We start from the raw sequence: 14,495 nt of genomic DNA on the forward strand, positions 1-14,495 counted from the left end.
AGTAGACGCCCTTCTCACCAATAGACGTGGTCAAGGAAATATAACTCCGCGCTTGTCGTAAGATGGGGCTATGCAGAAAGGATGTCTGACAAGTGCTATGGACGCAATTTTTATTCCGCAGCTTACAAAAGCGCCGCAAGCAACAGAGGAAGTTCAAGTTAAAGAGTTTCTACCTGGTTTAGAAACTCTGACACCAGTTAAAGGTCGCATCCGCGTCCAGCATTGTGGGAATTACTTAGAAATACGTTCTCAAGCAGAAACAATCATCACTTGTACCTGTAGTCGATGCTTGCAAAACTACAATCATCGTTTAACTATTGATACAAAGGAAATCATTTGGCTAGATGAAGCCGCAAACGTTGATGATCTACCGCTAGAACGCGAAATCGCTTTTGATGATTTAGTAGAAACTTTATCACCCCAAGGGTATTTTGACCCTGGTACATGGCTGTATGAGCAAATATGCTTGGAATTGCCTCAGCAACAGTTGTGTGATGCCAATTGTTTAGGCATTCAACCAACCGCCCAGAGCAAATCTGATAAGCGTGTTGACAGGCGTTGGGCTTCTTTGGAAGGTTTTAAAAACCAATTTCCGGGAGCGTAGTTTGATAAGTTTGTAGTGGGCGCTTTTGTCTGAAAGCGTCTACTGCAAAGTAGGAAAATTTAATCGCTCATTTTGGCAAACTAGTTTAGTTTCATGTAAGTTTCATAATTTTTTCACTGATTTGTTCTGTTGTTTCGCACTGCTGACTGGTCTAAACTCCAGAAGCGAGTTGTTGGAGAAATTGTTCACAGCGATGGTTCTTCTTTGCCCAGAGGGGTTTTTTGAAGGAAACCCCTCTGGGCAAATCGGAGATTTGGGGCAAAGTCGCTGAGTCCTCCGGACACGCGCAAGGGACGCTTGGTTGGGGCTTAGCGTGATCGCTTTGAGAATTTTCACTCTGAAAAATTTAAGATGTAATATGATAGATGGCAGCACAGTCAAGCTTGCCAGACGATGCTCTGCTGCCTCAACCCCGATTGCCCGCAACCTCTAAATCCTGAACAGATAATCCATTGCCAGAGTTGTGGTGCGCTACTCATACCGCTTTTGAGAGGTCACTATCGTATAACTCAGGTACTTTCAGATGAAGGTGGGTTTGGTAGAACCTACTTGGCAAAAGACATAGATAAGCTCAATGAACGCTGTGTCGTCAAGCAACTAGCACCAAAAGTCCAGGGGACGTGGGCTTTGAAAAAGGCGATTGAGTCATTCCAACAAGAGGCGCAGCGATTGCAAGAACTCGGAAAAAATTCGCAGATTCCTACCTTGTTGGCTTACTTTGAGGAAGATAATTATTTGTATTTAGTCCAAGAGTTTATTGATGGGCAAACTTTGCTCAAAGACTTGCGACAACACGGAATATATCATGAAGCAAAAATTCGCCAAGGTTTACTCGATTTGCTGCCTGTTCTCAAGTTTATTCATGAGCGTGGGGTGATTCACCGGGATATTAAGCCACAAAATATTATGCGCCGTCAAAGTGATGGCAAGTTAGTACTCATTGATTTTGGTGCCTCAAAGCAACTAAGCGCAACAGTACGGACTAAACCGGGGACGACTATTGGTACACGCGGCTATAGTCCTCTCGAACAATTGCAGGATGGTGAAGCTCATCCTGCAAGCGATTTGTTTAGCTTAGGGGCTACGTGTTTTCATTTAATGTCTGGTGTTTCACCAGGTACTCTTTGGGCAGAAAATGGCTATAGCTGGGTTACTTCTTGGCAGCAATATTTGAAATGTTCGATAAGTGCAGATTTAGCAAAAGTTTTGGATAAGCTTCTCAAAAAAGACATTAATGAGCGTTATCAGTCTGCGGATGAAGTCCTCAAAGACTTGGAACCTCGGCCACCATCCCCACAGCCACCTAGACTGAAAAACAGACTTTTAGCAGGTGCTGGTATTGTGTTGTTAGGATTTGGGGGATTTTGTTACATAAACAATTTCGAGATCCTAAATCTGATAGCGCAAAACAATTTCTTGATGAAAACCCTCAATGGGCATTCCAATGTGGTGACTTCTGTTGCTGTTAGTTCGATTCCCCCTGACTCCCCGCTTTATAAGGGGGGACTGGGGGGGATTGTTGCCAGCGGCAGTTTTGACACAACACTCAAACTGTGGAATTTGTCAACTAGAAAGGAAATTTTCACACTTGAGGGCAATGCTGGTTCAGTTTATTCCGTCGCTACCAGTCCGGATGGTCGTACTGTAGCTAGTGGCAATGGTGACAAAACAATTAAACTATGGAATCTCTTCACTGGACAACAAATTTATACCCTTTATGGACATTCGAGTTCGGTTGAATCCGTTGCCATTAGTCCGGATAGCAAAATGCTTGCAAGTGGCAGTTTTGACGGTAGCATCAAACTATGGGATCTGCCATCGGGAAGGGAAATTGCTACCCTAAAGGAACATTCTGCTGCAGTGAAATCTGTTGCCTTTAGTCCTGATGGACAAATTCTTGCCAGTGGCAGTGAAGACAATACTATCAAACTATGGAATTTAAAAAATAAACAGCTGATCAGAACTTTAAAAGGACATTCTCAACCAATTAGATCTGTGGCTATTAGTCCTATTCGTTCTGACTTGCGGAGTTTGGGAGGACGACTTGGAGGAATTCTTGCCAGTAGCAGTGCTGACGACACTATCAAACTATGGGATTTAGGAACCGGACAGGAAATCTACACCTTTAAGGGACATTCTTTCTCAGTTAATTCTGTGGCTTTTACTTCAGATGGCAAAACCCTGGCAAGTGGTAGTAGTGACCATACCATCAAACTGTGGGATGTGGCAACGAAAAGAGAAATTCTTACCCTCCGGGGACATTCTAAAGAAGTTACTTCCGTTGCCTTTAGTCCCGATAATAACACCCTTGTGAGTGGTTGCACTGACGGGACTATTAATCTTTGGCGGGTGGTTCGGTAATCAGACATCCTTTAGGACAACGCTATAAGGTTTTTTTCCGAATTCTTCTTGTTGAATGCGTCGTTTTTGACTAGCCCCGGCAATTTTTAAAGCAACAGACTGTACTTGATGGTACAGTTTGCGTGGCATTAGCCAGAGAAAATAAGCTGCTGCGAGAGTGATAATTGTACGGTGTGGTTCTTCTAGTATAATTCGCCAGTGGGTAGAGAGCGATCGCACGGCAAACTCCACAGCTGTTGAACCAGCTTCTAAAGTGACTGCTCTTCGGGCTAAATGGCGTAGTTGGTAAGCCATCGCGATTTTTTCCAACTCAGCCATTGATGCTGCAGGTACGTAGGCGCGTGCTTTTTCCAGCATTGTTTCCCAAGAACTTAACTTTTTCACCAGTTGAGCCGAAAATCCCTGGGAATTTATTCGGTAAAGCGTCAAGGCTTCTGGAATTCCTTCTATAAGCCATTTCGTTTTCATCGCTATCCGCAGCCAAAGTTCCACATCTTCTGAAGGGTGGAGTTGGCGATCATCATCAAAATAAAAGTTTTCTACCACTCCATAAAGATTATCTTGGAATGCGATATCTTCAAAAACCTGACGCCGAATCACGGGTACTGATCCATTTCCAATGGGAGTCCGACAAAGTATATCAAGTGGAGTAATTTCCTTGAGCTTGGTTATCTGATAAATACCCAAAGGCTTCCCCGCTTCATCGATTAAAGAAGAGCGACAAAAACTCACCCCCACTGCTGGTGACTTCTTTAAATGTTCAACATGTTTTTCTAACTTTTCTGGAACCCATAAGTCATCTGCATCTAAAAAAGCCAAATATTCCCCTTGAGCATGACGAATACCAACATTTCGAGCCGCCGCGACTCCCCGGTTTTCCTGACGGATGATTTTGATTCTATTGTCTGTAAATTGCTGGAAAATTTCTATGCTTTTATCTGGGGAACCATCGTCAATAATGAGCAACTCAAAATTTGTATAGGTTTGCTCAAGAACTGATTGTATTGTTGCTGCTACATATTTCTCAACTTTGTAAACTGGAATGATCACAGAAATTTTTTTCATAGAAGCCCCTAATCTTTCTTAGTTTTTGGGAAAACATAACGTGTTGCCCACAATGTAAACAGAGGTAAAAACACAATATGAACTAATAAAACAGATATTGCTACAACAATTATTTGCCAGTGCTCTCCTAGATGAACTGATAACACAGATGTATCTACACCCAGAAATGGTAAGTTCACTCCTATCAGGATTGTCATACTAAATAGGAAAGTGAATATGATATTCCAATATAAATCTAAATGAGGTTTACCAACAGCTATAAGCAATTGGGATGCTGCGTCTGCAAAAGGTCGTGGAATTGCCGATAGGCAAATGAGAATAACAATGGGGATAGCAGGCACCCATTTCTTACCAAAAACAATTGGTACATAAATATGAGCTAAACTAGATTGGAGTATCACAAAAGGGATAATAGTAGCGCGAATAGTTTTCAGACTACTAAAATAGGATTTTTTCAATTCAGACAATTCTGAGCGAACTCCACATAAATGAGGTAAAATTGCTGAGTTAATAGCATTAATAATACTTAAACTTATTCCTAATCCTGCGTTAAAACCAAAGAAGTATAACCCTAATTCCTGAATTCCATATTCAGGGACTCCCTGCTTTACAACAAACCGACCAACTAACAGATAATCTAAGTTATTTCTTAGTGTTCTTAACAAGGAGACCCCTAAAATATTTTTACCAAACTTAAAAATCTGACTCCAACTTTTGGTGGTAAATCCTGTGTTGACACGCCAAGACTGTGCTCTGTAGTATATTAAGGGTTCAAGAGGCGAAATTAATATTGAAGGCAACACCAACGACCATACACCCATACCTAAGACAGCAAAAATTGCAGTCAGTATACTTCCAGTAAAGTTTTGAGCACTATTCGCAATTGCTATTACTTTCAGACGATTTTCTCTTTGTATCAGAGTTTTTTGTATTGTAGATAAAGGCCAAATTAAATAAGCTATACCTGAGACAATGATTGGCAAAATCAGATTTGGACTTTTATAAAACCAAGCTATGGGAAAAGCTGCAATAGACTGAATAACAAAAAGACTAAAAAAAACGACCCAACTTAACCAGTATGCAGAGTTACACAAATCCTCTAGTTCTTCTTCTTCAGCCTGAATAATTTTTGCACTTATACCGATGTCAGCAAACGTGAGTGAAAACTCACGTACTGTCATGATAATCGCACCCAAACCATAGTCATGGCGATTTAAATATCGAGCAATGATCACAACTAATCCCAAGCGCAAGACTCTGTAGATAATCTCTGAAATACTCAACCAGCCAACATTTCGGATGAATTGACCGGAGAATTTTTTCTTAATAATGTTTATTACAGGATGAATTGATCTCATTACTATCTTTTAGACAACTAACGAGTGACGAAAATATCACTGTCTATTACTAGCTACCGTTCAATGGTATCAGCTACTATGCCCAAAACTGGAACTTGACCAGTTTTTAATTCTTCCAGGGCTTGGTGTAAAGAAGGACGAACTGTTTTACCTAGTCCTGCAACCATTAAAACTCCATCAACACGATTTGCTAAGATGCTTGTGTCTAAAAGTCCCATAATATGTGGTGCGTCATACACAATTAAATCATAGTTTGCATGGGCTTCCTTCACGAAATTTTCCATTCTTTGAGATGAAAATAGCTTTGTGGGATTTTGTGGTGCATCACCAGCTGTGATTACAAAAAGATTTTCTTCTCTGGGTGCTTGTCCAACAACATCATTTAAATCTATACCTAGAAAAAGTATCTCGCTAAGTCCTTTGATGTTAACTAAACCTAATGCATGATGAACTTGAGGATGACGTAAATTAGCATCTACTAATAGCACTTTTTGACCTGCTTGAGCTGCTATCTTTGCTAAATTGACTGCTACTGTAGATTTGCCATCGCCACTTGTCGCTGATGTGACGACTATCGAGTGGATAGAAGCTTGTGATTTGAGAGAGTTTATTCTGTTAAAAAGAGAGCAGAAAGCTTCGGTAAAAGCAGTTGTTTGATACTCCTGAGTGTTTGCTTTTACCTGTGGAACAAATTGATGTTTTCCTTTTTGATTTGCATAAGCGAGTTCTTTATCTCTGACAGAAGTCGGATGTCTTAATTCTTTGTGGAAAGGAACCACCGCAAAAACTGGTAGTTTAGTTGTACGTTTGATTTCTTCAGGATCGCGAAAGACATTTTGCAAATTCTCCAGAACCAAAGCAGCCAGACTTCCCAAGAGTAAACCTCCAACAACTCCTAAGGCAATGTTACGCTCACCATTGAGTCCAACTGGTATAAGATGCCCTTTTTTATCACGAGGGAGTGTGGGAGGCGTAATCACTTCCCAAGGAATATCCTGTTGAGCAGCATCTACCCGCAGTGCTTCTCGCTTAGCTAAAATCTGGTTGAGGGTGTCGGTAGAAACTTGCAAATCCCTTTGCAAATTGGCGTACTGACGTGAAAGGGCAGGATATTCCTGAATTTGTTGATTCAGCTGCACTGTTGCTTCTTTATTAGCTTGGAGGCTACTTTCTAACGCCTGAATTTGGTTAGCGCTATCAGCTAGTTGTTTGATCAGGTCACGCCGAACCGAGTTTTGATAAACTCCTACTTGGGAGTTATCCCTCCCCTGATTTCTACCTAATGCCTGTTTTGCTTCTTGCTGTACTAAAGGTAAGAGTTTGCGTTGCTGTTCGCGCAAACTCCGCATGACTGGGTTGTTGTCAGTGAGGCGGGTTGACTCTGCAGCAATTTTTGTTTCTACCTCTTGCAGACGAGTCAGGACTTGCTGATATTGAGGTGATTCACTCAATGCTGATGAGGCGATCGCACTATTCTCTGACATTTGCAACTGCTTTTGCAAAGAAGCAGAAAGTGAGCGAGTCTCAGCTAAGCTTCTTTCGGTTTCTATGCGCTGTGTTTTTAGTTCATCAGCTCTGTTGAGCAATTGTTGCCCCTGAAGTTCCGGGTTGAGCATATTATACTTCTTTTGGAACACTTGCATTTGTCCTTGAAGTGTATTCACCCGGAGATGTCTTTTGGGAATCTGCTGTTCAACAAATTTTATTCCCTGACGTAAGTTCGTCTGCTGTTGTTCTTTACTATAGTTTTGATATGCTTGTGATACCTCCTCTAAAACATACTGGACTTTTTGTGGGCTGGATTCTCGATACCGAACCTCCACGACTCTTGATAGGTCTTTGCCTTTACCAATCCGACTAATATGTAACGTGCCAACTCGTTCAGGAGACACTTTACCCGACGCATCACTCGCAACAAGTTGATCGTAGGTAATGTCTGGATAGCGCGTTTTCAAGTCTTTCACTACTGGATCTATCAGCTTTGGACTTTTCAAAACCTCCATTAAAGCCTGATAATCCATTTCGGTTTTATTCTGTTTGGTGATTTCGTTGATATTTTGCTTTAAAGTTTCCGATAGTAAAACCAGTAACTCACTATCAGCACTTTTTAATGGTTCAACTAATATCTGAAACTTCCCTTCATATTTTGGAGTTCGAGTTGCTGTCCACGCAATAGCCACTGTCGTCAAAATCACTGTCGTACTAGCAATCAAACCTAAGCGACGACGCAATACAGGGAAAATTTGATTTGAACCCGTATTTTCTTGTTCACCTTCTGGTCTTCTCCATAATAAATACGGTTCTTTCAAGACAGTATTGGAATTTCTCAAGTACTGCAAGCTTTGTTCCTTAGTTGGCATTGGTTTTCCCATTTCAATATATTAGATACACGATTTTGTCAATCTATCTTTTTAGATACTGAATTCTAGCCAACTTGCCAGAAACACAAACGCAATAAGTATTTGCAATGGTGTTGCATTTGCAACAACTAATTCTAGCGTGAGTATGGTACGGCTAACATCCAACAAGGCGATGCGGTTACAGACTCTGCACCCGTTAGTTATCTTTGCGCAGAGTACTCCCTGAACTTTAAGAATAAATCATATCAGATTTTTGCTAGTTTCAGTATCCTCTAACATACCCTCCTACGTATATATTATGCTCTCCTTTACATAAAATTTATAAAAAGGTTTTTTTCAATAAAGATAAAGTAAAGTCGAAAGTTATGACTGAATCAAAAATGACTTATGCGGACATAATGATACGAAAGTTGAATAAAATAATCTTTATACGATAAATGTATTTAAGACCTTTGTTCAAATTAAGCATCACTTTTTTTGTTCAACAAATTTTATTGAGACGGCTAACAAATTATTGCAAATAGAGTAGCCATGCACAGATTCTCAAGGCTAGCCGAAAAGGTATTTGTTGTATTGACTCTGTTTTTTTCAACAACTGCCTTGATACCTATTCTTATAGAAAAAGAAGATTCTGTAGATGCGAGCCAAGATCCATACACTCCAATCCTTTTTATGGGAATCTATATCGTGACTCTGTTCTTGGTTATGAAAAACTGGAAAAGTTTTTTGTACGTTGCACAGAGGGACATTTGGATCTGGTTACTGGTAGGAATTGCATTAGCATCCGTGTTGTGGACAGTAGCACCAGATATTACGCCACGTCGTAGTGTACTTTTTTTGGGGACAACTGGATTTGGAGTATACTTAGCTACGCGTTACACGATGAGGGAGCAACTAGAATTACTCGCTTGGATGTTCGGCTTAATAATATTACTAAGCTTTGTGTTTGCCATAGCACTCCCATCTTATGGTTTAATGACCTTTCAGGAAAAAGGTATTCACGCGGGAGCTTGGCGAGGTGTCATAACGCACAAAAACACCTTGGGTCGTCTGATGAATGTCAGCACCATAGTCTTTCTGTTACTCTGTCTTGACAACTCGCTTTCTCAACAGAAATATAAATGGCTTTCGTGGCTTGGTTTTGTTTTATCAGTGGTTTTAATCATTCTTTCAACCTCAAAAACAGCTTTGATTGTTCTTCTGACTTTGACAATTATTTTGCCACTATATAAGGCTTTGCGAGGTAATTATAATCAAATAGTCCCTTTAGTTATAACTGTGGTTCTTGTGGTAGGAACTACAGCGACTTTGCTATTAGATAATTTACCACTTATCGCGACTGCATTGGGTAAGGATTTGACACTCACAGGACGCACAGATATTTGGGGAGTAATGCTTGAGCTAATTTGGGAACGCCCTTTATTAGGCTACGGTTTTAATGCTGTTTGGCAAAGCTGGGATAATGAGGTGACAGCCTACCTTTGGCGCACTTTGGAATGGGAATCTCCTTATGGTCACAATGGTTTTATGGATTTATTGGCAGAATTAGGGATACTAGGGTTAATAGTTTTTGCAATCAGCTATATAACCGCTTGCATAAAAGGAGTTATGTGGTTACGGTTAACAAAAATGGTAGAGGGATTATTTCCTTTAATGTATCTGACATTTTTATTTATGTCTAACATCACAGAAAGTAATCTTGTAGTAACTAACAATATTTTTTGGATATTATACGTATCAATCATTTTTTCAATGGCTGTGGAATCGGAACAAGCGAAGCTCTATAAATATGAAAGTTCTTATATAAATAATGAAGAATGGATTGAGATAGAAGCATCAAGTAAACAAGATTTCTAGTTGAGGTAAGAGAATGTTAATTTCTGTGTGCGTGTCAACATACCAACGTCCTGAAGGATTAAAACGTTTACTCGATGGTCTCAATCAGTTAACTTTTAGTAAGTGTGAAACTCCAAATTTAGAGGTGATTGTTGTTGACAATGACTCAACTGGTTCTGCTAGTGCTCTTTGCTCTGTTAAAGAGAAGAATTTCAATGGAGTATTGAAATACTCCATTGAACCTACTCGTGGCATTTCTAACAGTCGAAATAAAGCTCTTGCTTGTATTAACAAAGATACTAACTTTGTTGCTTTTATCGATGATGACGAGGTTCCTGCATCATCATGGCTCGATGAGCTTTTATTTGTTCAGCAGAAATTGGATGCAGATGTCGTCACTGGACCAGTTTTTCCCCATTTTACAGAGACAGACGTTCCTAATTGGGTTCTCAAAGGAAAGTTTTTTGAGCCGACGCATTTTCCTACAGGTCATCCACTTAAAGTTGCTTTCACGAATAATGTGCTCATCCGCTTTGAGATCTTAAGGCAAATACACATAATGTTTGACGAGCGTTTTGCTCTGAGTGGTGGAGAAGATTCGCACTTTTTCATGCGCTTGTCTCGGGCAGGATACAAGATCGTGTGGGCAGATACGGCTTTAGTTTACGAGTGGATACCCCAAAACCGTACTAAGATGAAATGGATTCTTCGGCGAGGTTATCGTTGTTGGAGTACACAAAGTTTATGCGAGCGAGAACTATATCCTTCCATTATGGTTCTCAGCATACGTGCCTGTAAAGGAATCGGATTAATTAGTCAAGGATTCTGCCTTCTTCTTCCTTCTTTAGTGTTAGGACAACACGCAATTGTGAAAGCATTACTACATATTTGTAGAGGAACAGGTACACTTGCAGGTCTTGCTGGAGTCCGTTACCAAGAGTACAAAGTCATTAGTGGAATACAGAATGACCGCAAACCCAGTACAAGTTTTCGTAGCGGTTGCTGAAAAATTATAAAAGTTTGCTAGTACGTTTAGTTTAACTATTAGTCTGAAATCTATATTTAGATGAGGATGCACTCGCATAAGCATTAAGACAACGCTCAAAATTATTGACGAATGTTCCTTATGCAATCAATTCAATTTATTTCACAAAGCTGATTTCGCAAAGTCGGGTGTCTGAAAATATCATTTCATGATTCTAACCGCCTCGGTAAAGAGGTTGTCAAAATATCGATAAGCTTAATGAGAGTAATTAATAATGAAGGTAATTTTGCTTAATAACTATAGCATGACTGCTCAGTGGGAAAAGTGGAAAGAAGAAAATTATGAGTATCCAAGTCATCATCTTTGGGGAGCGACAACATTACCGAAACATGGTATTGATGTTGAGCTTATGCCTTATGAAAAGTTTGATTTTTTAAAAAAGATTAGTGAAAAAGTAAAAATATTAGGAGACTTAGATCAGCAACTTAGATTACTTTTTGGAAAATACGATTACGATATTATTTACTCGGGAAATCAAGGATCTACATACTTCCTCGCAATTTTACGCGCTATAAAAATTTTAAGAAAACCAGTTGTTACTGTACAACATCAATCATTTAAAAAAAGTATTTGGAGTCTATTATTTATAAAAATAATTTTATCTTCCTATGATCGGCTTTTTTGCTTAAGTAATGGACTAAGAGAGCACCTTATAAAAGAGTTCAATGTACCAGAAAATAAAGTTTCTTTGTTAGAATGGGGCATTGATTTACCTTGTTATGACAAGATAAAAATGAAGAACACAGTTGACACAATAAAAGAGGAAGAAAATAGTTTTATTTTGAGCGCGGGTAGAACATACAGAGACTACAAAAGCCTAATAAAAGGTTTCAAAAATATCAGTTATCCCTTAAGGATATATAGCCCTGAAGAGCCTTTTTTTAAAAACAATTCGGAGATGAAGTCAAACGTAAAAATTGTCACAGATTACGTATCATGGCGAGAAATATTAACTGAACATGCCAAAGCTTATGCAATTGCTATACCTCTAGATACAACCCAGCCTAAATCATATATTAATGTGCTTGGAGTGACTAGTCTTCTAGATGCAATGGGTATGGGAAAAGCAGTTGTCATGACGAGAACTATAGAGCCTTGCATTGATATTGAAAAAGAAGGAATTGGAATTTTTGTTGAACCAGGAGACGAGAAAGGATGGGAACAGGCAATATCCTATTTATTGGAACATCCAGATGAAACTCGGGAGATGGGAAACAGAGCTCGACGTTTATGTGAGGAAAAATATAACTTAGAAGTTTTTACATCAAAATTATCTAAACTTTTGAAAGATGCTTTGAGATAGCAAGTCTTGTACACGGAGAGTCATTTATACTATAAAGAATTTTGACATAGGGATTCTCAATTTATATGCATTGGACAATTGCAGCACCGTTTATAAACCAACAGAACCTCGTGAACGAGCATTGGTTAACACGAAATGTTCCTGGCGATCGCCACCAGTTCCATATCGTTCCACGTTCAATACCGTTAGGAAACTGGCACAATCAGAAGTCTTCTGTGACTGGGTTCAAGAGTTGGCTTATTTATTGGCAACATGGTATGGAAGCGATGAAGGCGTCTGAGGGAGGCGTGATTACCCTTTTTCCTCAGCTACCAGCAGTCATAGGAATGCAACAACGGATGACTGGCAAGAAGCGCGTTCCTGTAGTAGCTTGGTTATTTAATGTTGGCACCTGTTCTAGTGGAATTCGGCAGGCGATCGCCCAATATACCCTCAAACACATTGATCGCTTTGTTGTCCATACACGCCGTGAAATAGATATCTATCACCACTGGTTGGGAATCCCAAAAGAGCGTTTTGAATTTGTTCCCTTTCATCAATCAGAGATTCCCATAACTCATCAAGAGAATACGACTCATCCTTTTATTGCAGCACTTGGTTCTGCTCATCGCGACTTTTCCACCTTCTTCCAAGCAGTGTCCAAGCTCAACCTACCAACGGTTGTCGCATCAAGCGAACGTGCATTAGAAGGATTAACTATTCCACCGAATGTGAAAACACCATTCGGGATTGAAAGGCAAGATTGCTTGGATTTAGCTCAACAGGCGCGGATCAATGTCGTACCTCTGCGTCCATTGCCCCAAGTGACAGCAGCGGGACAAATCACTATTGTAGAAGCTATGCTCATGGGACGTGCTGTCATCGCCACCCGTTGTCATGGAGCAGAAGATTATATTCAGCATGGCGAGACAGGTTTGTTAGTTGAACCCCAATCTGTTGATGACTTAGTGCAGGCGATAGAAATGTTATGGAACGATTCAGCACTACGCAACCGTCTTGGTCAGGCAGCTAAACGCTATGCTGAAGAACATTTTTCTTGTAATGCAGCAGGAGCAGCTTTGGGCAGAATTCTAGATAAAGTTGCAGATACTGCAGGTATGTACTAACTTGTACTAACTAATAATGTCTTATGAGTAGACCAATTTTTGTTAAACAGGGATTTACCATAATACGCAAGATTGGTTTTTCCGTTGTTTACTATTACAAAAAGTGGGGGCAAGTCACAAAAAACATTGTGGCTGGCTTGGCTTTAGTGTTACTTTACACAATGTTCAGTAGTTGTTCGCCGTGGTTTGTAAACCAATTTGGCATGGCTAGAAGTGAAGCAGCTACGACTATTGTGCCTCCTTTGTCTACTCGCGGTTCTGCGATTATTGATGCCAAAGGTCGAGTCGCTCTGCTGCGCGGCGTCAACTGGTTTGGTATGGAACTACCAAATCATGTTCCTCACGGACTTTGGGCGAGGGATTACAAAGATATGCTTGCTCAGATAAAAAGTCTGAGCTACAACGTCATTCGCTTGCCCTATTCCGTGGAAGCTTTGCGTTCTAGTGACATCAGTGGTGTTGATTTTTCCATTGGTGCAAATAAAGATTTACAAGGTAAAAATCCTCTGGAAGTCATGGATCTGGTGATCCAGGAGGCGCAACGGCAAGGATTACTGATTCTGCTCGACAGTCACCGCCTCAACGACAAGCTTGAGTCTGAATTGTGGTATAACGATTCCTTTAGCGAGAAAGACTGGATTGACAGTTGGACGCTGCTAGCAAAACGCTACAAAGGCTATAGTAACGTCATCGGGGCAGATCTGAAAAATGAACCTCATGGTCGTGCTAGTTGGGGAACAGGCGATCGCCCAACAGACTGGCGCTTAGCCGCAGAACGAGCTGGAAATAGTATTCTCAGTGTCAATCCAAATTGGCTGATTTTGGTAGAGGGAGTCGTGGGAAACGTGCCTAATCAAAAACAGCCTATCTATGCTTGGGGTGCTAATTTGGAAGGTGTGCGGAAATACCCAGTGCGTTTGAAAGTCCCAAAAAAGCTAGTCTATTCTCCTCATGAGTATGCAGCTCCTCACCTACCGTGGGTTAAAGAACCTATACTTCCTGGTAATTTATATAAACGTTTGGAGATTGGATTTCACTATATTGCGACTCAAGGTATTGCCCCAATTTGGATTGGTGAATTTGGTGGAAATCAAGTAGATACTAAATCTAATGAGGGGATTTGGCAGAGATGGTTTGTTGATTATATCAATCAGAAAAAGCTTAGCTTTACCTATTGGTGCTGGAATCCCAATAGCAAAGATACCGGAGGTATTCTACTAGATGATTGGAAAACTATTAATACTGATAAGCAAAAACTTTTGGCTCGGCTGCTGCGTTAACAAATAAGGTAAGTAGTTGTCACTCGCTGAGTCGCAAAGCGACACGCTGCGCGTTCGCTAAAGGTCATGCTGAACCTAGCGTCCCTTGCACGTGTCATATCATGTCCGGTGAAAGACTTATCATTACAGCAATTTTCAGGTAATTGAACCACAAACTACGGTAAGCTGGTAGTAAAG

Annotated in this window: 10 protein-coding genes; 7 read left to right on the plus strand and 3 right to left on the minus strand. The window is 40.3% G+C overall.

Annotated elements, in window-relative coordinates; all coding sequences use genetic code 11:
- Positions 1-97: 97 nt before the first annotated feature.
- Positions 98-604 carry a YceD family protein gene (locus tag AC5590_RS25975; protein ID WP_169266235.1) on the plus strand — a complete coding sequence of 169 codons (507 nt, stop codon included), beginning with the start codon at positions 98-100 and terminating at the stop codon, positions 602-604.
- Positions 605-997: 393 nt separating this feature from the next.
- Positions 998-2,965 (plus strand): serine/threonine-protein kinase, encoded by a 1,968-nt coding sequence (locus tag AC5590_RS25980; RefSeq protein ID WP_169266236.1) that lies wholly within the window; start codon positions 998-1,000, stop codon positions 2,963-2,965.
- Here AC5590_RS25980 and AC5590_RS25985 read toward each other — a convergent pair whose 3' ends face one another.
- Genes AC5590_RS25985 through AC5590_RS25995 form a run of 3 tightly spaced genes read right to left on the minus strand, consistent with a single transcriptional unit; the run spans position 2,966 to position 7,748 of the window.
- Positions 2,966-4,030, minus strand: coding sequence for a glycosyltransferase family 2 protein (locus tag AC5590_RS25985; protein WP_169266237.1), 1,065 nt, complete (start codon positions 4,028-4,030; stop codon positions 2,966-2,968). It lies immediately after the preceding gene.
- Between the two features lie 8 nt (positions 4,031-4,038).
- A complete protein-coding gene (locus tag AC5590_RS25990; protein ID WP_169266238.1) occupies positions 4,039-5,388 on the minus strand; it encodes a lipopolysaccharide biosynthesis protein in 1,350 nt (449 codons plus the stop codon).
- A gap of 53 nt (positions 5,389-5,441) precedes the next feature.
- Positions 5,442-7,748, minus strand: coding sequence for a GumC family protein (locus tag AC5590_RS25995; protein ID WP_169266239.1), 2,307 nt, complete (start codon positions 7,746-7,748; stop codon positions 5,442-5,444).
- A gap of 531 nt (positions 7,749-8,279) precedes the next feature.
- Between AC5590_RS25995 and AC5590_RS26000 the strand changes: the two genes are divergently transcribed.
- The 5 genes from AC5590_RS26000 to AC5590_RS26020 all read left to right on the plus strand — a co-directional run bounded on the left by AC5590_RS26000 (position 8,280) and on the right by AC5590_RS26020 (position 14,318).
- Positions 8,280-9,605, plus strand: a complete 1,326-nt coding sequence (locus AC5590_RS26000) for an O-antigen ligase family protein (RefSeq protein WP_169266240.1) — start codon at positions 8,280-8,282, stop codon at positions 9,603-9,605.
- Positions 9,606-9,618: 13 nt separating this feature from the next.
- Complete coding sequence (locus AC5590_RS26005) at positions 9,619-10,590, plus strand: glycosyltransferase family 2 protein (protein ID WP_169266241.1); 972 nt, start codon at positions 9,619-9,621, stop codon at positions 10,588-10,590.
- A gap of 253 nt (positions 10,591-10,843) precedes the next feature.
- Positions 10,844-11,932, plus strand: coding sequence for a glycosyltransferase family 4 protein (locus AC5590_RS26010; protein WP_169266242.1), 1,089 nt, complete (start codon positions 10,844-10,846; stop codon positions 11,930-11,932).
- A gap of 65 nt (positions 11,933-11,997) precedes the next feature.
- Positions 11,998-13,038 carry a glycosyltransferase family 4 protein gene (locus AC5590_RS26015; protein ID WP_169266243.1) on the plus strand — a complete coding sequence of 347 codons (1,041 nt, stop codon included), beginning with the start codon at positions 11,998-12,000 and terminating at the stop codon, positions 13,036-13,038.
- A 23-nt stretch (positions 13,039-13,061) separates the two neighbouring features.
- Complete coding sequence (locus AC5590_RS26020; protein ID WP_169266244.1) at positions 13,062-14,318, plus strand: glycoside hydrolase family 5 protein; 1,257 nt, start codon at positions 13,062-13,064, stop codon at positions 14,316-14,318.
- Positions 14,319-14,495: the final 177 nt, after the last annotated feature.

It is taken from the genome of Brasilonema octagenarum UFV-OR1 (assembly GCF_963888615.1).
Taxonomy (GTDB): Bacteria; Cyanobacteriota; Cyanobacteriia; order Cyanobacteriales; family Nostocaceae; genus Brasilonema; species Brasilonema sennae.

Excerpts from the sequence above, each read along its gene's own strand:
- AC5590_RS25985 (WP_169266237.1), bottom strand. The coding sequence starts at position 4,030 with ATGAAAAAAATTTCTGTGATCATTCCAGTTTACAAAGTTGAGAAATAT.
- AC5590_RS26010 (WP_169266242.1), top strand. The coding sequence starts at position 10,844 with ATGAAGGTAATTTTGCTTAATAACTATAGCATGACTGCTCAGTGGGAA.
- AC5590_RS25975 (WP_169266235.1), top strand. The coding sequence starts at position 98 with ATGGACGCAATTTTTATTCCGCAGCTTACAAAAGCGCCGCAAGCAACA.
- AC5590_RS25995 (WP_169266239.1), bottom strand. The coding sequence starts at position 7,748 with ATGCCAACTAAGGAACAAAGCTTGCAGTACTTGAGAAATTCCAATACT.
- AC5590_RS26015 (WP_169266243.1), top strand. The coding sequence starts at position 11,998 with ATGCATTGGACAATTGCAGCACCGTTTATAAACCAACAGAACCTCGTG.
- AC5590_RS26020 (WP_169266244.1), top strand. The coding sequence starts at position 13,062 with ATGAGTAGACCAATTTTTGTTAAACAGGGATTTACCATAATACGCAAG.
- AC5590_RS25990 (WP_169266238.1), bottom strand. The coding sequence starts at position 5,388 with ATGAGATCAATTCATCCTGTAATAAACATTATTAAGAAAAAATTCTCC.
- AC5590_RS26000 (WP_169266240.1), top strand. The coding sequence starts at position 8,280 with ATGCACAGATTCTCAAGGCTAGCCGAAAAGGTATTTGTTGTATTGACT.
- AC5590_RS26005 (WP_169266241.1), top strand. The coding sequence starts at position 9,619 with ATGTTAATTTCTGTGTGCGTGTCAACATACCAACGTCCTGAAGGATTA.
- AC5590_RS25980 (WP_169266236.1), top strand. The coding sequence starts at position 998 with ATGCTCTGCTGCCTCAACCCCGATTGCCCGCAACCTCTAAATCCTGAA.